This window comes from Paenibacillus sp. FSL K6-2441 (assembly GCF_037964765.1).
GTDB classification, from domain to species: domain Bacteria; phylum Bacillota; class Bacilli; order Paenibacillales; family Paenibacillaceae; genus Fontibacillus; species Fontibacillus phoenicis.
In genome coordinates, this window is sequence record NZ_CP150174.1 from 1664877 (window position 1) to 1685726 (window position 20850).

The 20850-nt window shown below is 53.1% G+C and carries 25 protein-coding genes and 1 other RNA gene; 17 read left to right on the forward strand and 9 right to left on the reverse strand.

The window, feature by feature from the left end:
- Positions 1 to 127: 127 nt before the first annotated feature.
- Entirely contained in the window at positions 128 to 298 is a 171-nt protein-coding gene (locus tag NSQ80_RS07360; protein ID WP_009222766.1) for a hypothetical protein, read from the reverse strand.
- Between the two features lie 40 nt (positions 299 to 338).
- A complete protein-coding gene (locus tag NSQ80_RS07365) occupies positions 339 to 572 on the reverse strand; it encodes a hypothetical protein (RefSeq protein ID WP_009222767.1) in 234 nt (77 codons plus the stop codon).
- 240 nt (positions 573 to 812) lie between these two features.
- On the opposite strand from NSQ80_RS07365, the gene NSQ80_RS07370 reads away from it, so the two are divergent.
- The 4 genes from NSQ80_RS07370 (at position 813) to NSQ80_RS07385 (ending at position 3540) form a co-directional block, all read left to right on the forward strand.
- Positions 813 to 1010 carry a cold shock domain-containing protein gene (locus NSQ80_RS07370; protein WP_009222768.1) on the forward strand — a complete coding sequence of 66 codons (198 nt, stop codon included), beginning with the start codon at positions 813 to 815 and terminating at the stop codon, positions 1008 to 1010.
- Positions 1011 to 1190: 180 nt separating this feature from the next.
- The gene (locus tag NSQ80_RS07375) at positions 1191 to 2138 is read left to right on the forward strand and encodes a WYL domain-containing protein (RefSeq protein WP_339301964.1); all 948 of its coding nucleotides are present in this window, start codon (positions 1191 to 1193) and stop codon (positions 2136 to 2138) included.
- Between the two features lie 68 nt (positions 2139 to 2206).
- Entirely contained in the window at positions 2207 to 2629 is a 423-nt protein-coding gene (locus NSQ80_RS07380; RefSeq protein WP_339301965.1) for a VOC family protein, read from the forward strand.
- 23 nt (positions 2630 to 2652) lie between these two features.
- The gene (locus tag NSQ80_RS07385; protein ID WP_036643681.1) at positions 2653 to 3540 is read left to right on the forward strand and encodes a prenyltransferase/squalene oxidase repeat-containing protein; all 888 of its coding nucleotides are present in this window, start codon (positions 2653 to 2655) and stop codon (positions 3538 to 3540) included.
- 63 nt (positions 3541 to 3603) lie between these two features.
- On the opposite strand, the gene NSQ80_RS07390 is transcribed toward NSQ80_RS07385, so the two are convergent.
- On the reverse strand, positions 3604 to 4251 hold the full coding sequence (locus tag NSQ80_RS07390; RefSeq protein WP_339301966.1) for a nitroreductase family protein: 648 nt from the start codon (positions 4249 to 4251) through the stop codon (positions 3604 to 3606).
- A 133-nt stretch (positions 4252 to 4384) separates the two neighbouring features.
- Entirely contained in the window at positions 4385 to 5578 is a 1194-nt protein-coding gene (locus NSQ80_RS07395) for an MFS transporter (protein WP_260070039.1), read from the reverse strand.
- 150 nt (positions 5579 to 5728) lie between these two features.
- Between NSQ80_RS07395 and NSQ80_RS07400 the strand changes: the two genes are divergently transcribed.
- The 9 genes from NSQ80_RS07400 to NSQ80_RS07440 all read left to right on the forward strand — a co-directional run bounded on the left by NSQ80_RS07400 (position 5729) and on the right by NSQ80_RS07440 (position 12829).
- On the forward strand, positions 5729 to 6046 hold the full coding sequence (locus NSQ80_RS07400) for a hypothetical protein (RefSeq protein WP_323076249.1): 318 nt from the start codon (positions 5729 to 5731) through the stop codon (positions 6044 to 6046).
- Between the two features lie 90 nt (positions 6047 to 6136).
- Positions 6137 to 7216 (forward strand): tetraprenyl-beta-curcumene synthase family protein, encoded by a 1080-nt coding sequence (locus tag NSQ80_RS07405; RefSeq protein ID WP_339301967.1) that lies wholly within the window; start codon positions 6137 to 6139, stop codon positions 7214 to 7216.
- 49 nt (positions 7217 to 7265) lie between these two features.
- Entirely contained in the window at positions 7266 to 8237 is a 972-nt protein-coding gene (gene pfkA, locus NSQ80_RS07410) for a 6-phosphofructokinase (protein ID WP_009222776.1), read from the forward strand.
- Between the two features lie 104 nt (positions 8238 to 8341).
- Positions 8342 to 9151 carry an ABC transporter ATP-binding protein gene (locus NSQ80_RS07415; RefSeq protein ID WP_260070042.1) on the forward strand — a complete coding sequence of 270 codons (810 nt, stop codon included), beginning with the start codon at positions 8342 to 8344 and terminating at the stop codon, positions 9149 to 9151.
- A 21-nt stretch (positions 9152 to 9172) separates the two neighbouring features.
- Positions 9173 to 9997, forward strand: a complete 825-nt coding sequence (locus NSQ80_RS07420) for an ABC transporter permease (RefSeq protein WP_009222778.1) — start codon at positions 9173 to 9175, stop codon at positions 9995 to 9997.
- 94 nt (positions 9998 to 10091) lie between these two features.
- Positions 10092 to 11438: an LLM class flavin-dependent oxidoreductase gene (locus NSQ80_RS07425; protein ID WP_260070044.1), complete on the forward strand. Its 1347-nt coding sequence runs from the start codon at positions 10092 to 10094 to the stop codon at positions 11436 to 11438.
- Between the two features lie 33 nt (positions 11439 to 11471).
- Positions 11472 to 12203 carry an ABC transporter substrate-binding protein gene (locus NSQ80_RS07430; protein ID WP_339301968.1) on the forward strand — a complete coding sequence of 244 codons (732 nt, stop codon included), beginning with the start codon at positions 11472 to 11474 and terminating at the stop codon, positions 12201 to 12203.
- Positions 12204 to 12277: 74 nt separating this feature from the next.
- Positions 12278 to 12490 (forward strand): hypothetical protein, encoded by a 213-nt coding sequence (locus tag NSQ80_RS07435; RefSeq protein WP_339301969.1) that lies wholly within the window; start codon positions 12278 to 12280, stop codon positions 12488 to 12490.
- 126 nt (positions 12491 to 12616) lie between these two features.
- Entirely contained in the window at positions 12617 to 12829 is a 213-nt protein-coding gene (locus NSQ80_RS07440) for a DUF3906 family protein (RefSeq protein WP_036643682.1), read from the forward strand.
- A 45-nt stretch (positions 12830 to 12874) separates the two neighbouring features.
- Here NSQ80_RS07440 and NSQ80_RS07445 read toward each other — a convergent pair whose 3' ends face one another.
- The 4 genes from NSQ80_RS07445 to NSQ80_RS07460 all read right to left on the reverse strand — a co-directional run bounded on the left by NSQ80_RS07445 (position 12875) and on the right by NSQ80_RS07460 (position 16919).
- Positions 12875 to 14248 (reverse strand): MATE family efflux transporter, encoded by a 1374-nt coding sequence (locus NSQ80_RS07445; protein ID WP_009222782.1) that lies wholly within the window; start codon positions 14246 to 14248, stop codon positions 12875 to 12877.
- 98 nt (positions 14249 to 14346) lie between these two features.
- Entirely contained in the window at positions 14347 to 15540 is a 1194-nt protein-coding gene (locus NSQ80_RS07450; RefSeq protein WP_339301970.1) for a putative glycoside hydrolase, read from the reverse strand.
- Between the two features lie 179 nt (positions 15541 to 15719).
- Positions 15720 to 15920, reverse strand: coding sequence for a hypothetical protein (locus tag NSQ80_RS07455; RefSeq protein WP_009222784.1), 201 nt, complete (start codon positions 15918 to 15920; stop codon positions 15720 to 15722).
- A 171-nt stretch (positions 15921 to 16091) separates the two neighbouring features.
- Positions 16092 to 16919, reverse strand: a complete 828-nt coding sequence (locus tag NSQ80_RS07460) for a YitT family protein (RefSeq protein ID WP_036643866.1) — start codon at positions 16917 to 16919, stop codon at positions 16092 to 16094.
- A 287-nt stretch (positions 16920 to 17206) separates the two neighbouring features.
- On the opposite strand from NSQ80_RS07460, the gene NSQ80_RS07465 reads away from it, so the two are divergent.
- Entirely contained in the window at positions 17207 to 18763 is a 1557-nt protein-coding gene (locus NSQ80_RS07465; RefSeq protein ID WP_009222786.1) for a DEAD/DEAH box helicase, read from the forward strand.
- Between the two features lie 77 nt (positions 18764 to 18840).
- Here the strand turns inward: NSQ80_RS07465 and NSQ80_RS07470 are convergent, their stop codons facing one another.
- The gene (locus NSQ80_RS07470) at positions 18841 to 18942 is read right to left on the reverse strand and encodes a hypothetical protein (RefSeq protein WP_009222787.1); all 102 of its coding nucleotides are present in this window, start codon (positions 18940 to 18942) and stop codon (positions 18841 to 18843) included.
- 186 nt (positions 18943 to 19128) lie between these two features.
- On the opposite strand from NSQ80_RS07470, the gene NSQ80_RS07475 reads away from it, so the two are divergent.
- From NSQ80_RS07475 to NSQ80_RS07485, 3 genes are all read left to right on the forward strand, one after another.
- The gene (locus NSQ80_RS07475) at positions 19129 to 19935 is read left to right on the forward strand and encodes a DUF624 domain-containing protein (protein WP_009222788.1); all 807 of its coding nucleotides are present in this window, start codon (positions 19129 to 19131) and stop codon (positions 19933 to 19935) included.
- A 74-nt stretch (positions 19936 to 20009) separates the two neighbouring features.
- Positions 20010 to 20199: non-coding RNA, 6S RNA (gene ssrS / locus NSQ80_RS07480), on the forward strand.
- Between the two features lie 179 nt (positions 20200 to 20378).
- Entirely contained in the window at positions 20379 to 20777 is a 399-nt protein-coding gene (locus NSQ80_RS07485) for a DUF1499 domain-containing protein (RefSeq protein WP_016312740.1), read from the forward strand.
- Positions 20778 to 20850: the final 73 nt, after the last annotated feature.

Genomic DNA, 20850 nt, shown 5'->3' on the forward strand with positions numbered 1-20850 from the left:
TTAGGTCGCATACCAAGAAAACCTCCCTTATGGATGTCGGGAGCCCAACGCGATTTTCGTACCTTAGGGTCCGGTTCGCTTTGGGCATTTTCCTAGTATGGCCGCCTGCTGCGGGAAATATAGGGGATCAAGCAAGGAAGCTGTAGATCATCAGCCCAAACGCCAGTGCAATTAGCACGACGGAGGCCAAGGCCAGACTGCGCCTTAGACGCGGCTCCAGCCGATCCTTGTTCAGGATGACCACGACGCCCAGCGCAAAAGCGCAAATGATGAAGATCAAGAGATTGGAAGTGTCCATCAAAATCAATGCTCCGTTTCGTACGAGATTGGACGGCGGGCTACACCTGCTTAAACGCGTTCATAATTTCATTCCATTCCGCCTCGTTGCCGGCATATTCCTCTTTTGGGAACCGGCGCTTCACCCAATCCATCATGGCAGGGCGGCTGAGGAACGTATGCGATTCCTCGCCCCATTGGTCGGAAATTTCGCGGAGAACGATGTATCTGCCTTGAACCTCTACCGTCATCATATTCCATTTGTCTTTTTTGTATATTTCGTGTTTTTTGATCATCTCTGACGTTCTCCAATCTTTGGCTTTGCACCACAGGTATGAAACCCGCGGGATATTGGGAATATTTTATGTAAAATGATAACTCACGCCCCCGAGGAAAGCAAATGAAACCATACGATTCTGGCGGCGGTTTTTGGCGCGAAAAGTTATGGGCGAACTGACACGTTGCATTGTCGGTGGGCATAGAGTATAATATGGGTATTCGTCAATGATGGCGATTATTTTTAGGAGGTTGTTCATTTGAAAGGTACAGTTAAATGGTTTAACGCAGAAAAAGGCTATGGCTTCATCCAAGTTGAAGGTGGCGAAGACGTATTCGTACACTTCTCCGCTATTCAAGGCGAAGGTTTCAAAACTCTAGAAGAAGGCCAAGCCGTTGAGTTCGAAATTACTGACGGCAACCGTGGTCCTCAAGCTGCTAACGTAATCAAATTATAAGATCACTTCCGTATTAGCGGATCACTTATAAAGTTTGGTACTAAGCGCGATAATGAAAGGCACAGCTCTTTATAGGGCTGTGTTTTTTTGTATACATAGATAGAATAAAATTAATTGGTGACAATCTGTTGTCACCATTACTCTGCTATAGTGATGTTAACGGGAGGGGAACCAAACGCGATGAAGCGAATGGACCGGATGATGGCGATTGTGATAGCCTTGCAGCAGCGCCCGGAGACCGCACAATCCTTGGCGGACAAGCTGGAGGTGTCCAAGCGGACGGTGCTTCGCGATATGCAGGCTTTGGCGGAAATCGGCATTCCTTTGGTTGCGCTTCCAGGACCGGGCGGCGGCTACCGCCTCATGGACGGCTTTCGGCTGCCTCCGCTGCAGCTTGACGCCGGCGAGGCGCTGACCGTCCTGCTGGCTTTGGACGGCATCGGCAAATACGCCGACAGCCCCTTTCGCGAGGCGAAAAGGACTGTCGCCGACAAGATCCGCTCCGCTTTGCCCGAGCAAATGCTAGGGCAAATTGCTCCATTGCTCCGGCACGTGGAAATGGAGGTGCCGGAGCGCGGCATCAAGGCGCCGTTCCTCAGCGCCTTGATGGCATATGCTGCCGGCGGGAAGTGGATCCGAGCAGAGTACCGCTCGCTGAATTATCGCCGGCAGCTGACGTTGAAGCCGCTGCGCGTGTACGCCGCGCATGGCTTCTGGTACTGCGAAGCCGAGTCGCTGGAGCATGGGGAGAAGCGAACGTTCCGCGTCGATCGCTTCGTCGAGGCGGCCGAGACGTCTCCCCCACCGGGTGCGGGTGCCGGAAGGGGAGAGGCCGCCAAAGGGACTCCTCCCCGGGCGGCAACCGGGAGAGAGGATTTCCGGCTGCGCGTGAAATTGACGTATCGCGGTTCGCTGCTGGCGGAGCAGGATCCGCATTTTGGTCAGGAGGTGCAGCAGGTGGAGAAGGCCGAGTGGCAGCTCGACTGCACCCTGCCGGGTTCGGAATGGGATTGGGCGGTTTCCTATTTCTTTGGTCTTGGCCGGGATGCGGAAGTCCTCGAGCCCCAGGCGATGCGCGAGGAGCTGCATCAGCGCGCGTTGGAGCTGGCCGAGCGGTACCGGACTTAAGCTGATACCGCCGACTTGAACGCTTAGCTTAGACCTATTTATTTCGAAGAAGAACGGTGGGTGAATGCATGAAACCTAGAGTGTCGGTGTTAACGATTGGTGTGGAGGATTTGGAAAGAGCGGTGCAATTTTATCGAGATGGCCTTGGCTGGGCGACGGAGGGGATCGTAGGTCAAGAGTTCGAGCACGGGGCGGTTGCCTTCTTCGATTTGCAGGCGGGACTGAAGCTGGCGCTGTGGAAGCGGGCGGATATCGCCCATGACACTGGTCTAACGCTTCATGCCCCAAGTCCAACGGAAATTACGCTGGGTCATAATGTGGCGAGCAAAGCGGAAGTGGATCAAGTGATGGGGCAAGCGAAAGCAGCTGGAGCTAAGATCGTGGTTCCGCCTCACGATACGTTTTGGGGAGGGTACTCCGGATATTTTCAAGATCCCGACGGGCATTTGTGGGAGGTTGTCTTCAATCCTGAATGGGTATTCGAAGCCTGAGTGGCGAAGGGGACGAGAATTTTATGAAAAAACGGGACGTATTGGAACGGGCCAGTACTTTTATTTATTCGCATGCCCGGCTGTTGGATCGCAAGCGGTTTGCTTACCACTTTGAAGGAGGGAGCGCGGAGGAGGTGCTTCGCGCGCTTCGCCCGTACCAGAACGGGGATGGCGGATTTGGTCATGCGCTGGAGCCGGATATGCGCGGTCCGCATAGCCAGCCGGTGGCAACCGAAACGGCGTTGCTGGTGATTCGCGAGGTGGGCGGATTCGGGTCGGATCTGCTGGACGGAGTGATCCGTTATCTGCGCAGTTTGACACTGCCGGGAGGCGGCTTGCCGCGGGCAACGACGGAAGTGAATCGATATCCGCATGCGCCGTGGTGGACGACCGAGCAGGACGGGGGCCCCTCGATCAACCCGACGGGAAGCATCATCGGCATGCTGCTGGGGCAACAGGAACGCACCGATTTTTTCCGTGAGGATTGGTTCCAAAATAATGTCGCCTATCTGTGGGGATGTGTAGAGCAAGGCCTTCCCGAGGATTATCATGACGCGGTTCAGTGGATTTCCTTCCTGCAGCATGTGCCAGATCAGGAGCGGGCGGCGAAGGCGCTATCCAGGTTGGATGCCTGGCTGACCGGACCAAACGGGATTGAGCGGGATCCGCTGGCGGAGGGGTACGTCCATAAAGTGCTGGACTACGCACCAACGCCGGAGAGTTACGCGGCGAAGCTCATCTCGGAGCAAGACATCGAGAAGCACTTGAATTGGTTGATAAGCACGCAGCAGGAGGATGGCGGTTGGGCGCTCACGTTTCCGGCAGTAAGCCCGGCGGGCGAGCAGGAATGGCGCGGTTGGCTGACCATAGAGAATTTGAAGACGCTGAAGGCTTACGGCCGCTTGTCCTAAGCCAGATTAGAAAGAGGCTCGTTTCCAACATGTTGCTGGAAAGAGCCTCTTCATGTATGGACTTTACTCAACGATCCGCAAAATCTCGGATACTTCCTTCCGCGGCACCGGCTTCGGTGAGATCGCCGGATGGCCCAGTGCGATCACCATATTCACTCCGCGATCGGCAGGAATGTCGAGGAATTCGCGCAGCTTATCTTCCGCGAGCAGTACCGGACCGGTCATCGGACAAGTGGCGAGGCCTTTGGCATGCGCGGCCAGCATCAGGTTCTGCGCGGCCAGACAGCTGCTCTTGAGGCCTTCTTCGTCCCAAATTTCAGGAGTGACGAAGGAGATCGGGTCAAAAATTCGCTCACGGAACTTCGAGGTGTACGGCGCAGACAAAACTACGATTAACGCCGGAGCGCCGGAAAAAGCGGTAGCATAAGGACCAAACGATTTCACAAGCAGCTTGGCTTCCCGATCCTTCCCCTGTTCTGTGGCGCGTGCTGCGATTTCATGCAGGCTTTCCCAGGTAAAATCCTCGATCTGCTTGATTTTATCTGCGTTCATGACGACGATGAATTCCCAGGTTTGCGAATTCGTGTCGCTGGGCGCATAGCGAGCGCAGTCGATGAGATCCTTGATATCGGAGACACTGACAGGCTCTTGGGTAAATTCCCGGATACTGCGGCGGGTTTGAAGGATGTCCCGAAACAAAGCGAAATCCATGCGTTTTCACCTGCTTTATCAAATTTAACACCAGGTACTATCATCTGATAATAACTATTATATAGGAAGACTTGTCCTTTGAACAGAGACAAACAAGAGGCGAAGCGCCGTGACGGCACTTCGCCTTGATTCATTAGGCTTTATGCTCGAATTTCGAGGGGGTGTTCTCTCCCGGCCCCTTCTGAAAATAACGGCTGGCGAACCCGACGCACGCGACCAGCGCCGCTCCCATCGCCGTCAGGTAGAACGGCTGTCGGCCGAGCTGCTCAAACATCACGCCGCCGAAGGTTCCGCTGAGCAGTCCGGCGAGGCTCGACCAGACGATGGTGTACAAGGCCATGCCCGTTGCCCGAAATTCGTCGGGGATCAGCCGGGTGAGCATGCGGATAGCCGTGACATAGAAGATGCCAAACGTCACGCCGTGCATCGCCTGGATCGCGAGGATGCCGTATGGCGACCCCGTCAGCCCCATCAGCAGGAACCGGACGGCGAACAGCAGGCTGGCTAGCAGCAGGAGCGGCAGCTCTTTATATTTTTCCCCATGGAAGCTGAGGTAGATGAATACGGGGATTTCTGACAGCGACGAGGCCAGCATCGCCCAGCCGATCAGATTCTCGTTAGCCCCCAGCTCCTTCAGGCTGATCGAGATAAACGCTTCGTTCATCCGCATGCCGATCGCCAGACAGAAGACGCAGCCAAAGAACCATAGCAGCTCTTTTTGCCGCAGAATGCCCCATATGCCCGACAGGTCCATCTTCGCCACGGTTGTTGGCTGGTCCTTGACGAACAGGATGAACCCGAGTGCAAGTCCGGCGATGGCAATCGACACCCACATCGTATTGGAGGAGCCGATCCGGGCGAGCACGTAACCGATAAGCAAGGCAAAGAAAGCATATCCAAACGAGCCAAACAGCCGGATGGAGATGAAATGGATGCCATGCTGCTTGGCGGTTGTGATCGAGATTGTATCCGACAGCGGAAAGACCGGATAGAAGAAAAAGTAAAACAACGTAATAACCGCCATGATGAGAGAAAACGAGGTCGACGCCGATAAAAGAAACGTCAGCGCAATTTGCCCGATCAACAGGATGAGCAGGACTTTCTTAATCGTTTGATAACGGTCGCTGGCCAGACTCCATAGCAAATTGGAGACGACGGAGATCATGGGTCCCAGCGCGTACAGCAAGCCGATCTGGCTGGTCGAAAATCCCAGCTGGGCGTAAAACAGCGGGAAGTAGGAGGAAACAAGGACACTTGTTCCGTATATTGTAAAGGTAAAGGCGCGCAGCCATGCGATATCCATGCGGGCCGTGGTTTTCCGATTCATGGGGTTTACGTACTCCGTTTCTGCAGTCACATCATTTTTTTGCGTTATGCTAGCAAGTATACCAGAAATCCAGAGGTTCGGCGGCAATAAAAATTCCTTTTCATTGACGAAAATCCTTTATACTAAATCTTAAGAAGGAGGCGAAACGCCATGATCGAAGGATTTGTATACGATGAGCGGCTGGATATCCATGTGCCGATGCTGGAGCGCCCTTTTGACGAATATGAGCTGGATGAACGGCTGGCGATGATCGCCTACTGGGAGGAAGTCCGCGGCCGGATTCCAACGAAAGTGATGGTGCTGGAACAGTCCATTGAGCACAAGCTGAACGAAATGAACGAGGAGACCGACTTTGAGCGCAGCTGCCGTCTGAATGGGGAGATTGCCGAGCTGGCCAGCCGGATCAACGATTTGCTGATTTGGTACCGTACGGTCCAGGAAGAGCCCTCGGCCAAAAGACATATGTGATTTTGTTTATTTGTGCTTAAAGTTGGATCATATTATAATATAGAATGGTTTTCAGACAGGCCGTATTAACAACGCAGTGGAGGCAAGCCATTGATAGAACTTGAGCAAAGCCGAAACCAATTCCCGAAGGAGCCGCTCCGGCTGATGAGTCGGGTTTATAAATTTATTTTGCCGGATGTCCATAAGGAGTTGGAGCGTTGGCGGAAGGATGCCGATGCGATTCCCGATCCTGAGCTAAGGCGACAGGCTTTGGCCAGCATCGCGACGAAGAAGTTCCATTGCCAGGGCGGTTCCGTGTATGCGGCCGCCAATTTACCGATGCGTCACGTCTTGATTCCGCTTATCGTTGCGTTTCAAACGATCAGCGATTATTTGGACAATTTATGCGACCGAAGCACCTCCAAGGATCCTGAGGATTTCCGGCTGTTGCACCAGAGCATGCTCGACGCGGTGAATCCAGCGGCACAGCTGCGAAATTACTACGCCCTTCGCGAGGAGCAGGACGATGGAGGTTATTTGCACCGGCTGGTGAAGACTTGTCAGACGCAAATTGCCGAGCTGCAGGGTTACCCGGCTGCCATGCCGTACATCGTTGATCTTGTAGGACTTTATACCGACCTGCAGGTGTACAAGCACATCGATCCGCAGGAACGCGAAGCGAAGCTGCTGAGCTGGTGGGCTGAGCACGAGCACCGTGCCCCGCATTTGCGATGGAATGAGTTCGCGGCAGCGACAGGCTCCACCCTTGGGGTGTTTATGTTGTTCCTGGCGTCTAGCCACAAAGGGCTGGATGAACGAAGCGCACAAACGATCCACGCGGCTTATTTTCCGCATGTCTGCGGGCTGCATATCCTGCTGGACTACTTGATTGACCAAGCGGAGGATGAGCTTGGCGGGGACTTGAACTTTTGCAGTTACTACGATAGCAAGGAAACGATGTTGAGCCGAATCACGTTGATCGTCGAGGGAGCGCGGCAGGATATCCGGAAGCTGCCGGCTTCCTCGTTTCATAAAATGATCATTGAAGGCCTGCTGGCCTTGTATTTATCTGATCCGAAGGTCAGCCAGCAGGACGAAATCCGCGAGGTATCCAAACGGTTGATGCGCCGGAGCCCGCTGATGCGGTTGTTCTTTTTCGCTAACAGCCTGTGGATTCGCAAGCATCTTTAAGATTTAGTGCATTGTTAACTTACTTACAACTGAATTAGGAGGAATTATCATGTCAGCAGTTAAAAAAATCGCAGTGCTTACCAGCGGAGGAGACTCCCAGGGGATGAACGCAGCTGTACGCGCCGTTGTCCGGAGCGGGTTGTACTACGGCCTGGAAGTGTACGGGATTCAACGCGGCTATCAAGGCTTGCTGAATAATGACATTTTCCAAATGGACATCCGCAGCGTTGGCGATATCATTCAACGCGGGGGGACAATTCTTCAATCCGCACGCTGCCTGGAGTTCAAGACACCGGAAGGCCAACAACGCGGCGCGGAAATTTTGCGTGAGCACGGCATCGACGGCCTTGTCGTCATCGGCGGCGACGGCTCCTATCAAGGGGCAGAGAAGCTGAGCAAGCTGGGCATTAAGACGATGGGACTGCCGGGGACGATCGACAATGACATCTCCTTTACGGACTACACCATCGGTTTTGATACCGCAGTAAGCATCGTCGTGGACGCGGTCAACAAGCTGCGCGACACGATGTCCTCTCACGAACGGGCTTCCGTCGTTGAGGTTATGGGCCGTCATTGCGGCGATATCGCGCTGCATGCCGGTTTGGCTGCGGGGGCGGAGACGATCCTTGTACCGGAAGTACCGTTTGACCTGGACGAAGTAGCGGACCGCATGAAGCAAAACTTTGAAAAAGGGAAACGCCACAGCATCGTGATCGTAGCCGAAGGCGTTGGCAGCGGCGAGGACGTTGTGCAGGCGATTAAGCAGCGCCAACCTTCCGTTGAACCGCGCGCGACGGTTCTTGGTCACATTCAACGCGGCGGATCGCCAACGCCGTTTGACCGTAACCTGGCCAGCCGTCTCGGTGACTTCGCCGTGCGCAGCCTCATTGCCGGCGAATCGAACAAAGCCTGCGGCGTGATCGGCGGCGAAATGGTATTGACCGACATCGAGAAGGTTGTCAGCACGAAGAAGCCGTTTAACATGGAACTGTACGAGCTGGCGTCGCGGTTGTCGCAGTAAGCATCCGCACGGATTGCTCAGAGTTAGGCCTAATTGACTAAGGGGAGTCAGGTTTATAACCTGGCTCTTTTTTTGTTCCAAAAAACTGTGGGGAGGTAGATGGGATGTCAGACAACGCAAAAATCAGGTTCGAGAACGTGACGAAAACTTTCACCGTCCGTGACCCTAAAAAAAGCGGGGCAGCTCAACTGTTTACGGCGGTCAAAGATTTGAACTTCACCGTCAGGGAAGGGGAATTTCTAACGCTAGTCGGGCCAAGCGGTTGCGGAAAATCTACGCTGCTGGATATGATCAGCGGGTTGTCCGCTCCGACCCGCGGGAGAATTCTGATGGACGGCGAGGAAATTACAGGTCCCGGCTTAGATCGCGGCATCGTGTTTCAGCAATATGCCTTATTTCCTTGGAAGACGGCCCGGGGCAACATCGAGTTTGGATTGGAGGCCAAAGGGGTACCCAAGCAGGAACGGAAGGAACAAGCCGATCATTTCCTCTCCCTTGTCGGGCTTGCTTCCTTCGGCGACCGATATCCGCATGAGCTGTCCGGCGGGATGAAGCAACGTGTCGCCATCGCTCGCAGCCTCGCGTTTAACCCGGATGTGCTGCTTATGGATGAACCGTTTGCAGCATTGGATGCTCAGACGCGGGAATCTTTGCAGGGGGAATTGCTGAGAATCTGGGAGCAAACGAAAAAGACGATTATTTTTATCACCCATGGGATTGATGAGGCCGTTTATCTGGGGGAACGCGTTGTCGTTCTCACACCGGGCCCGGGTACGGTAAGACATATCGTTGATGTACCGCTCAAATCGAGACTCGACGATGCGGATGTTCGCTCTCATCCCGATTTCGTAAAGATCCGTCATGAAGTCTGGAATTTGCTTCACGAGCCGGTGTATCAAGGAGCTTATATCTAAACGAAAAAGGAGTGGGTACGAATGGAAACCGCAAAGTCCGTCCCTGCAAGCCTGCCGGCAAGGAATATAAAAGTGGCTCTTGTTGCAGGTCTGCGCAAATTGGTACGGCAATCGATTGTTCTGATTGGTTTGTTTCTGTTATGGGAAGCAGCACCCCGGTTGGGGCTGGTGGATCCGGCATTTTTGCCGCCATTCACTGATGTGATCCGATCGCTGGTTCACTTGATTACTTCGGGAGAATTGCTCCAACACTTTTCGGCGAGTATTGTCCGTTCGCTGTCCGGATTTCTGTTAGCACTGATTGTGGCCATTCCGCTAGGACTAATCATCGGCTGGTATCCGGTAGCCCGAGAACTGCTGAATCCCATCCTTGAACTGTTCCGGAATACCGCGGCGCTGGCCTTGCTTCCGGTGTTTATGCTGCTGCTCGGCATCGGGGAGACTTCCAAAATCGCGATTGTCCTTTTCGCTTGCGCCTGGCCGATCCTTCTGAATACGATCGCGGCCGTTGGTAACGTTGACCCCTTGCTCATCAAGTCCGCCAAGTCAATGAAGTTATCCTCTTCCAAGCTGTTTTTGAAGGTGATTTTACCGGCCTCCGTGCCAACGATTTTTACCGGTATCCGCATGGCGGGGACGGGGGCGATTCTCGTATTAATTGCCGCCGAGATGGTCGGGGCGAAGGAAGGGCTTGGGTATCTGATCACGTATTCGCAGTACAATTTCGAAATTCCTAAAATGTATGCGGGGATTCTCGCCATCTCTTTGCTTGGTCTGATCATTAACTACGGTTTAGTGAGTTTGGAGCACAAGTTATCGAAATGGAATACGCAGACGAACAGTTAATTGGCGAGATTTAGGGTTTGGAATAACGTCAATCGACGTTTTTCTTGTAGTCAAAATATGACTAAACAAATTGGAAAACTAGGAGTGGTGAACGATGTCAAACAAGCAAATGAAATTGGGAGCTTTCTTTAATTTGCCAGGGCATCATGTGGCGAGCTGGCGGCATCCGCAAACCGAGGCTCACCGTACGTTCGACCTCGAGTATTTGCAGGATTTGGCGCGGTTAGCTGAGCGGGGGAAATTTGATATGATCTTCTTCGCCGACGTCCTTGGCTTGCGCCCTTCCGGTAACCAGGCCGCTTCGGCACTCAAGCTGGATCCGCTGATTATTCTCGCAGCGCTCGCGTCCGTCACGAAACATATTGGCCTCACCGCGACGCTGACGACGACCTATAACGAACCTTATCAAGTGGCACGCAAATTTGCGGCGATCGATCACTTATCCAAGGGGCGTGCGGCTTGGAATGTCGTCACCTCTGCCAATGAGCGGGAATCACTGCTGTTCGGAAAGCCCAAGCATCTCGAGCATGCCCGCAGATATGAACGGGCGGATGAGTTTGTGGAAGTCGTGAAGAAGCTCTGGCTCTCCATCGAACGGGAAGCGATTGTTCTTGACAAGGAAGGCGGCCGAATCCTGGACGTAGAGAAGCTCCACCCGTTGGATTTTGAAGGCGAGTGGTTTAAAGTTCAGGGGCTGCTTGACGCACCTTCGACGCCGCAGGGGCATCCGGTCATCGTACAAGCGGGATCGTCGGAGGCGGGAAAAGATCTGGCGGCCAAAACCGCAGAGGTTATCTTCACCGCATGGCAAACGCTGGAGGAAGCCCAAACGTTCTATCGGGATGTGAAGGGCCGCCTTGCGAAATATGGGCGTAAACCGGACGATCTGAAGATCATGCCGGGGGTGTTCATTACGGTGGCGAAGACGGAAGCGGAAGCGATCGCCAAGCGGAAGGAGTTAAACAGCTACATTTTGCCTGAAGTCGGCTTGGAGTATTTATCCAACTTCATCGGGACGGATCTGACGGGCTATGATGTGGATGCACCGCTGCCGGAATTTGCGGCGTCAGAGGACAAGACGAATCCGCAGATTCGCTCCAATCTGATCCGTGCGCTGGCCGAACGTGAAGGGTTAACTACGATCCGCGAGGTGTATGAGCATATTGCGGGAGCACGGGGGCACCGGGAAATTGTGGGCACGCCGGGACAGATCGCGGACCAACTGGAGGAATGGTTCCTGAATGAAGGGGCGGACGGCTTTAACATCATGCCGCCTACGTTCCCGGAAGGATTTCGGGATATCGTCGAACTGGTCATTCCGGAGCTACAGCGGCGCGGATTGTTTCGCACGGAATATGAGAGCACCACATTACGCGGCAATCTAGGGTTATCTGTTCCCGCTTATCCCTCTCGCAAAGAAGCGCCATCCGCTTTGATCTAAATCCAAACGAAAAATAAAGGTCGGTGTAAGTAAATGCATAAACCAAGGAGACAATCCATAACGCTGCTGGCGGTGGTGCTGGTTGCCGGGGCCTTGCTGGCGGGTTGCGCTGGGGGCAGGGCCGAGGCGAACGGAGGAGAAGATAAGGTCCTCCAATACAATTCGTCCCCAGGCACGGTGTCATTCCCGGAGCTGGCAGAGGACCTCGGCTATCTGGGGGATGTGAAGCTGGAGTCGATCGGGAGTACGACAGGTGGTCCGGAAAGCATTCAATTAACGGCGACGAAGCAGACCGATTTTGGATCGGCTTTTAACGGGGCGATCATTAAATCGGTGGCCCAGAACGTAAAGATCAAATCCGTGGTCGGCTCGTACGGCAGCGATAAAGATACGTATATCGGCGCTTATGTGCTGGAGAGCAGCTCCATCCGGACGGCCAAAGATTTTATCGGCAAAAAGGTCGGAGTGAACACGTTAGGCGCGCATTTGGAATTTATGACCAAGGATTACTTGCGTCTAGGCGGATTAACCGAGAAAGAAATCAGCCAAGTCACCTTGGTTACGGTGCCCTCTGGAAACGCGGAGCAAATTTTGCGCAGCGGGCAGATCGAAGTCGTCCTATTGAGCGGCGTGGCCAGAGACCGGGCTTTGGAAAAGGGCGGCCTCGTGGAATTATTCAGGGATATCGACGTTTATCAGACGGAGTTTACGGCGGGCGATTACTTTTTACCGAGGAGTACATTAAGAATAACCCGAACACGGTAAGGCAATTCGTTGAAGGCGTCGCAAAAGCGATCGAATGGGAACGCACCACGCCGCGGGAAGAAGTGATCAAGCGAATGGAAAGCATCGTAGAGAAGAGAGACGGCAAGGACGCAAGCCTGAATCTGAAATACTGGAAGAGTCCAGGGATTGCTACGGAAGGAGGAGTGATTACTCCGGAGGAATACCAGCGCTGGATCGATTGGTTGGTTAACGAGGGTGAACTGAAGGAGGGGCAATTGAAACCGGAGGATCTGTATACCAACGAATTTAATCCCTATGCCAAGTAACCGATATGGATGAAGGAGGCCGCTCCCTGTTGGGGCGGCCTCTTCTTGATGCCCGTTGATGAAACTCCACGATATGGGGAAGTTTGCTATAATAAGTTGAGCTTAAGGGTCAGAGGAGGATCTCACATGTACCTGTATCGTTTGGAGGCCGACACCTCCGCCGGTCCGTTTACGATCATCATTGCTGCCGAAGGGGAGGAGAAGGCGTTTGCTGCGGCGGAAGAGCATTTGCAGCGGCAGGTGCTGCCCGCTCCCACAATCACGGAGCTGTCGATTGTGGAGAAGAAGCGGATCGTGCCCGGGGCCGGGTACGTGGTGGCTATCGGCGAACCGCGCTAATGACAGAAGCCCGTGACCGAATGAAGGTCACGGGCTTCTCTGCTTTTATTGCGCTTCCGCAGGATGAATCTGACGGCTGGCCAGGCGGCGCTGGATCACGATCAGGCGATACAGCAGCAGAACGGCGGCGACGGCCAGACCGGTAATGAGACCAATCCAGTATCCGTAAGGGCCTTGCGAGGTGTAGTTGGCCAGGACGAACCCCAGCGGCAGTCCGATGATCCAATAAGCGAGCAGCGAGATCCAGAAGCCGGGACTGACGTCCTTGTAACCGCGCAGCACGCCTTGGGTTGGCGTTGCAATGGCATCGGACATCTGGAAGAAGATTGCGTACACCAGAAAGTGCTTGATCAGCGATACGACCTCGGGTTCGCTTGAGTAGAGCTGGGCGACGCCTTGACGGAACAGCATCAGCAGGACGGCGGTGGCCAAAGCCATAGCGGCGGCGGTGCCGATGCCAAGCGCCGCGTATTGCCGGGCATCCTTCAGCCGGGCGGCTCCGGTCTCGAAGCCCACGAGGATCGTCAGCGCCAGACAGATGCTGAGCGGAATCATGTACAGCGTTGAGGCGAAATTGTTCGCCGCTTGGTGGGCGGCGATCGTCACCGTATCGAACCGGCTCATGAGCAGCGTCACAGCGGCGAAGACCGCCGTCTCGAAGAAGATGGCGAAGCCGATCGGGACGCCGAGACGCATCAGCTCACGCCATTTTGCCAGTGAGACGCGATGCAGCTTGCGGAAGACGCCGTACGCCGCGAACGGTTCTTGCCGATGCACGATCCACAAGGCGATGAGAAAAATGCACCAGTACGTAAAAGCCGTAGCGATCCCGGAGCCGATGCCGCCAAGACGTGGGAAGCCGCCGTGGCCAAAAATAAGCAAGTATCCGGCGCCCACATTTAACGGAAGCGAGATCAGCGTAATCATCATCGATACCCGGGTCTGCCCCAGCGCGTCGATAAACGACCGCAACACGATGTAACCAAACAAGGGTACGATTCCCGAGGAAATCGCCACTAGGAAATAGAAAGCAACATGGTGGACCTTAGGCTCCAGATCCATCGAATTCAGCACGGGGGAGACGGACAGCGCACCGGCAAGCAGGACGACCAGGCTCACGGCTACCGATAACCATAACGCCTGGATGACGTGATAGCCTACTTTGTCCCTCGCCCCGGCACCAATCAGCTGAGAAACGATGGGCGTGATGCCCATCAGGATGCCGCTGAGTCCGGTTTGCACCGGAATCCACAGGCTTGAACCGATCGCTGTGCCGGCCAGGTCTGCCGGACTCGCATGGCCGGACATCATCGTATCGAAGAAAGTCATCAACGACATCGTGACCTGGGTGATCAGAATCGGAACCAATATGCGTAAAAATTGAGCGTATTTTTGCTTTAGCGTATGCGTTTGTTTCATAAACCAACTTAACTCCGATCATTTAGTTACTTGAGTACAAGCCCAACCAACCGTCAAACCCGGGCAGCGGGCCCGGGTTTGACGGCGGTGCAGCTTTATTATTCATAATCGACGCCGGAAGTATAACGGTTGGAGGCGTTCCAGAGCAGGAACTCATCCACCTTCATTTCCTTCAGCGCCCGAATTTGTTCTTCCACTTCATGCTTGCCGTATTTGATATAATGACCGCTTCCCAGCCAGCTGGCGGTAAAGTCCTGAATCCACGGACGAATGATCGGCTGCTTATCGCCTAGTTCCGCGAGCTTCGTTTGTGTATCCTGCACCGCACCCTTAATGGTCTGATAAGGTGCTTTGTCGGGGTCCTTCGCATTAAACCAACCGGTTGTATAATGGCTAGGATAAATCATCGGAGAAATAACATCCACGTTGTCGGAGATCTTCACAAAATCCTGGCCGATGCCTTCGGCCGAAGGCACGGATGCGGCGTACCCGAAAATATCAACGGATACTCGAACCCCTAACGGCTCCAGCTGCTCCATGGCGTATTTGACGAACGAGGAGACGGCGTCGACGCGGCTCATCTCATTTTTCGTATAGCTCAGACTGTCTGCGCGCTTCTCGAAGCCTTCCGGGAAACGCACGTAGTCGAATTGGATTTCCTTAAAGCCTAGTTCCGCTGCTTCCTTCGCGATTGCGATATTGTAATCCCAGACCTCTTTGTTATAAGGATTTACGAAGCTGTCTCCTTTACCGTTGCTCCATACCGATCCGTCCTTATGGCGGAAGGAGAGCTCCGGATGCTTCTTGGCCAAAATCGTATCCTTAAACACGACGATCCGGGCAATTGGATAAATATCATGCTTCTGCAATCGGGCCATTAACGCATCGATGTCACGGATGAACGGCTGCGGTTTCCCCCATTTGTTCAGCTCGGGATTATCGGTCTTGTACGTGATATATCCCAAATCGTCCTTAATGTCGATGACCATCGCATTCAGCTCGGTTTGGTCGACGAGATCAACGAGCTGATCCATACGGGATCCCCCGGCACTATAAGCTGTAACGTAAATGCCTTTCACTTTAGGGGCATCCACCTGCGGGTTTACTTTCAGTTCCGATGGTTTGATCGGATTGTCCAGGCGGCCTTCTGCTAGATTTACCTTAAAAGTGTGAGCGACCGATGCCCACATCGTGTCCGCCTGTATGGCTTCGTTCCCCGTTGCCTGCTCCTGAGGCGCTGCTCCGCTGCCTGTTCCCAAGGCCAGAAGTAGTAATGTCCAGATGATGTTCACATGATATCTCTCCCTTGTTTGCACTCGCTGTTAATTATATCGGAAGAGCGGCCCTCAGAGGGAACAGGAATGTCATAATTGGTAAAAAGTTTCAGAGTTTCATAGACGATAAAGCGCAAAAAGTCGTTTCCCCTGCATAAGCAGAAGAAACGACTCATCCTGCATGGAAGCGTTACATATTAATGAAGCAACGCCGGGTTTTGATGCTCGCAGATGCTGAATTGAATAATCTCCAGCGCATCCTGCGGTTCCAAGATGGTCAGGCCATCCCGGAGGAGAATCGTAGAATTCAGTTCCTTTTGGTTCAGAAAAGGCAGCATATCCGGAAACCATTTCTTTACGATTTGTTCCAGTCTTACCGTTTCCATTTCCACATCCATCACCCTTTCCTTTCAGAATCATTCGCCGCGGAATCAATCCTAAATCGGAAAAGCAAAAAGCCTGTGAAATACGGGGTAAAGCTGAACCCTTTGAAATTGTGAAGGAACCGCTGTGACTATTATAACAAAGAAGCGGCTGTTTGAAAACGACCGCTTCTTTCAAGAAAACACTTAATGACGGCGAAACGAGCCCATGACCCCGACCGTTTCCACGATATTGACGAAGGCAGCGGGATCGGTTTGCTTGATGATTTCCCGCAGTTCAGCCAGCTCATAACGGGTCGTGACGGTCATCAGCATATCTTTTTCCTTATGGGAAAAGGCGCCTTGGGTTTTCATCAGCGTTACCCCGCGCGGCAGCGTCAGCAGTCGTTCCAGCAGCGCTTCAGTTTTGTCGGTGATAATGAACAACGTGACTTTGATATGGCTGATATGGATCAGGTCAACGACCTTGCCGGTAATATAAATGGAGACCATGGAAGCCAAAGCCAGATCCCAGTTGCCCTCGAGATACCCCATCGCTAGGATGACGAAGCCGTTTAATCCGACGATCACATTGCCGACGGGGAAATCGCGGAAACGGGTCACGATCGAACCCACGATATCGAACCCGCCGGACGAGCCGCCGACGCGGAACGAGATCCCGCTGCCGATGCCGACCAGCACGCCGCCGAATACCGCAGAGAGCAGGGTATCCGACGACAGCAGCTTGTCCGGCGACGGGATCAAGGCGATGAACCAGGTCGTGGCGGCAACCGACAGGATGCTAAGTCCGATAAATCGTCTCCCTAGCAGAAACAATCCGGCGATCAGGAGCGGCACGTTATAAGCCAGATACATCGTGCTAATATCGAGTGGAGTGAAGTAGGCTGTCAGCATCGCTAACCCCGACACGCCGCCGCTGAGCAAATGAAGCGGTACAAGGAACAGATTAAAACCCGCAGCGATCAAAGCCGCCCCGAGTACAATGACAACCGCATTTCGAATTTCCTTTAACACCATCGTTCACCTCACGAAAATAGAGGAAGTATCCCAACCTGCTTGCTGGTATTCCATTTATGTTTTGTGCTATAATGTTTGAGATATTCTTGAGTAGGTACTCTTTTCCATTTTTCAAGCTAGTACCAAGCTAGTACTATGTAAAATTTACAGGCGGATTGGACAGCCTATATACGTTTGAAGGTCCCCGAGGTCAGGTTTTGAGTGTGGGCAAAGCAGGACTAAACGCTACTTAAGAATACCGTTAAGCTGGTGGAATGTCCACTATATAGAAGGAGTATGATACATTGAACACATTTGCAGATTTCGGCCTAGAGCCTAAAGTATTGCAAGCTATTACGGAACTTGGATTTGAAGAAGCAACACCGATCCAGGCGAAATCCATCCCGATCGCATTGTCCGGTCGCGATTTAATCGGACAAGCCCAGACGGGTACGGGGAAAACCGCGGCCTTCGGCCTGCCGCTGATCAACAAGATCCCTAAGGAAGAAGACCGTATCGTTGCGCTGGTTATGACCCCAACTCGGGAGCTGGCCATTCAGGTCGCTGAAGAAATCGGCAAGCTGTCCCGCTTTAAGGGTACCCGCTCTCTTCCCATCTACGGCGGACAAGACATCGTACGCCAAATTCGCGCATTAAAGAAGAAGCCCCAAATTATTATCGGTACGCCGGGCCGTTTGCTTGACCACATCAACCGGAAAACGATCAAGCTTGACGATGTGAAAACCGTCGTTCTGGACGAAGCTGACGAAATGCTCGACATGGGCTTTATGGACGATATTCAATCGATCCTGAAGCTGGTTCCAGAAGATCGTCAAACGATGCTATTCTCCGCAACTATGCCGGCTAATATCCAGAAGCTGGCTCAGCAGTTCCTGAAAAATCCGGAGCACGTGTCCGTTATTCCGAAACAGGTCAGCGCGCCGCTCATTGATCAAGCGTACATCGAGGTTCATGAACGGCAGAAATTTGATGCTTTGACCCGGTTGCTGGATATGGAGTCGCCAGAGCTGGCGATCGTGTTCGGCCGGACGAAGCGCCGCGTCGATGAATTGTCCGAAGCGCTGCAGAAGCAAGGCTATTCCGCCGACGGCCTGCACGGGGACCTGTCGCAGAACCAACGTGACAACGTCATGCGTAAATTCCGTGACGGCAGCATCGACGTTCTCGTTGCAACCGACGTGGCTGCGCGCGGTTTGGACGTCTCCGGGGTTACCCATGTCGTGAACTTCGACCTGCCGCAGGATCCGGAAAGTTACGTTCACCGGATCGGCCGTACGGGCCGTGCCGGGAAAGAAGGGGTAGCGTGGTCCTTCGTGACGCCGCGCGAAATGGATCACCTGCGCTTTATCGAACGGATTACCCGTCATAAGATTGCTCGCAAGCCGCTGCCAAGTATTGCTGAAGCGATCGAAGGCAAGCAACGGATTATTGCGGAACGCTTGATCGAGCTGGTGGAGAACGGTGAACTGAACGAGAACAAGGGCATTGCGATCCAGCTCTTGGAGCAATACGATTCGGTGAACCTGTTGGCGGCTGCGTTTAAGCTGATCACGGGTGACAAGAATGAGAAAGTTAGCATCGAGCTGACACCGGAAGAACCGATCCGCGTGAAACGCCGCAACCCGGACATCCGCTCCAGCGGGCGGAAACCGTCAGGTTACGGCAATCGCGGCGGTGGATACCGGCGTGATTCCCAAGGCGGCCGCGGAGGTTATGGCAAAGGCGGATACAACCGCGACGGCCGTGACTATCGTTCCTCCGACCGCAAGCCGCGTACCAGCTCGGGCGGCGGAGACCGCAGACCTTCGAAATACGACGACAACTCCTCGTTCGACAATTAAGCGGATCCTGGAGGTTGTCCGAATATCCTATTAATGAAAGAAGACGGAGGAACCTCCGTCTTCTTCTTGTTTGTTCATTACAGATGAATTGTACGGCTCACGATTACGAGCAGAATGAACAGAACCAGAATCGTACCCGTGGAAGTCCAGAATCCACCGCCATATCCTACGCCGGACATGTGATAACCTCCTTTGATGATGTTGATGGTTTGAAGTTACGGTATATACTATGGCACAGCGGCCTGTTGAGATTAGACGCTTACCCAAAGCAGTACAAATTAGGCGCTGGAACGAGCTGGACGAATCATGTATAGTTAATATAGGCAGAGCGATCCACTATACAACGCTTGAGAGGGGAACTTTACTTGGAATACAAAGGTTTAATGGGCGGATTTTATAAAATTACCGAATGGATTATGCGGATTGCCGGCAGTAACCTGCTGTGGCTGCTGTGCTCATCGCCATTTATGATCGTCCTTGCGATGAAGCTGCTCTTGGTGTTGCAATCACCGACGCCTCAGCCGGAGACGCTGACGATTTGGGTTATGGGTGTTTTGGCACCGTTTACACTGTTTCCAGCAACCGCCGCTTTATTTTCCGTGACTCGGAAATGGGTGATGGGGGAAAGCGACTTGAGTATTATCAAAGTCTACTTCAAAGGGTACAAAGAGAACTACAAGCAAAGCATGGTCGGCGGTATTTTCTATACGATCCTGTTCGCGATTATGTATGTGGACTATGAAGTCTACATGAACCAGATGAACAACCTGCAGATGATTGGCATGGTGATGCTGTTCTTCCTGTTGATCTTATCCCTGTCGTTGTTTAACTTCTTCTCGCTGGTGGCGCATTACCATCTGGGTGCGCTTCAGTTGATCAAGAATGCGATCCTGTTTACAATTCTTCGGCCGTTTCGGACCTTGTCCACGCTGATCTGCGCGGGTGTGCTTGGTTTTCTGACTTTACGCTTCGGCTGGTTGATCTTCTTCGGGTTCGGCAGCTTAACTGCCTTCGTGGCGTTTTATAACTTCTACATCGCTTATAACAAGATCCAGGAGAAGGTGGAGCGGATGCGCCAAAACGAAGACGCTTCGAATAATGGTAGCACCCAGCAAGACGACGAGGACCTGGCGCTTGAACTTCCTTCGAGTGAGGAAAAAGAGAAGGATTGAAAAATGGCTTAAATTGCCATCATCTTCCTTGTTAGATGAGTTTACATTTGCTTAATGAAGCCGTATAATAGGTGTACGTCCTGCGATGTGCGTTTCGGTTTCCGTTATTTTGAACCAATGACAGTTATCTCGGGAGACCTACATTGCGCCGCCGCTGAAAGGCCCTATCCATCGGATGAGGGGACTTCAAAAGCGTCGTTGCGGTCACCCACCTGCGGGTGCAGGTTCGAGATAATGTAATCGGACGGCATAGGCGGGTCTATGATGAAGCATGAGAATGGTACCTTGTACTCTTTTCGCTTGAGAAAAGGGACAAGGTGCTTTTTTGTTTGTGCCAAAATGTTCAGCCTCGCTTTTGTTTGTCTGCCAAGAATGTTAAACTAGAAATTAAGAAAACGCATACCCAAGTCACATGGGGCAGGATCGTGAAGGAGGAAGAACAGTTGTCATTCAAGCGAACGTTAATCGGCATTTTCCGCAGCCAAGAAGGGACCAGCGACCGTGCGAAGATGCCCGAACTCAAAACAAGATATTATCAATTATCCAAAGAGAAATGCTGGGAGGAAGTTTCCTCAACCTTAAAGAAAATTCCGGGCTATAAGGTGCTGCATGAAGTGCCGTCCGTCGGCGAGATTACGCTGGAGAAACGGACCAGCCTCGGACGCGTGATGGACATTACCGTATCGATCGTGGGCACCGGGCCGGTACGGAGCGCGATTGATATTTACTCGGCGACACGTGGATCGATGGGGGATCTCGGCGCAAATTACCGTAACATTCTTCAACTTTTCTCTGTGCTGGATAAGAAGCTGGCGGCTTATAAAGTGTCCTCGAACCAGTAAATCCGCTTGACTACGACAAAAAAAAGCGAGCAGGGAGATTCCTCTCCTACTCGCTTTTCGTTTGTGCCGAAGG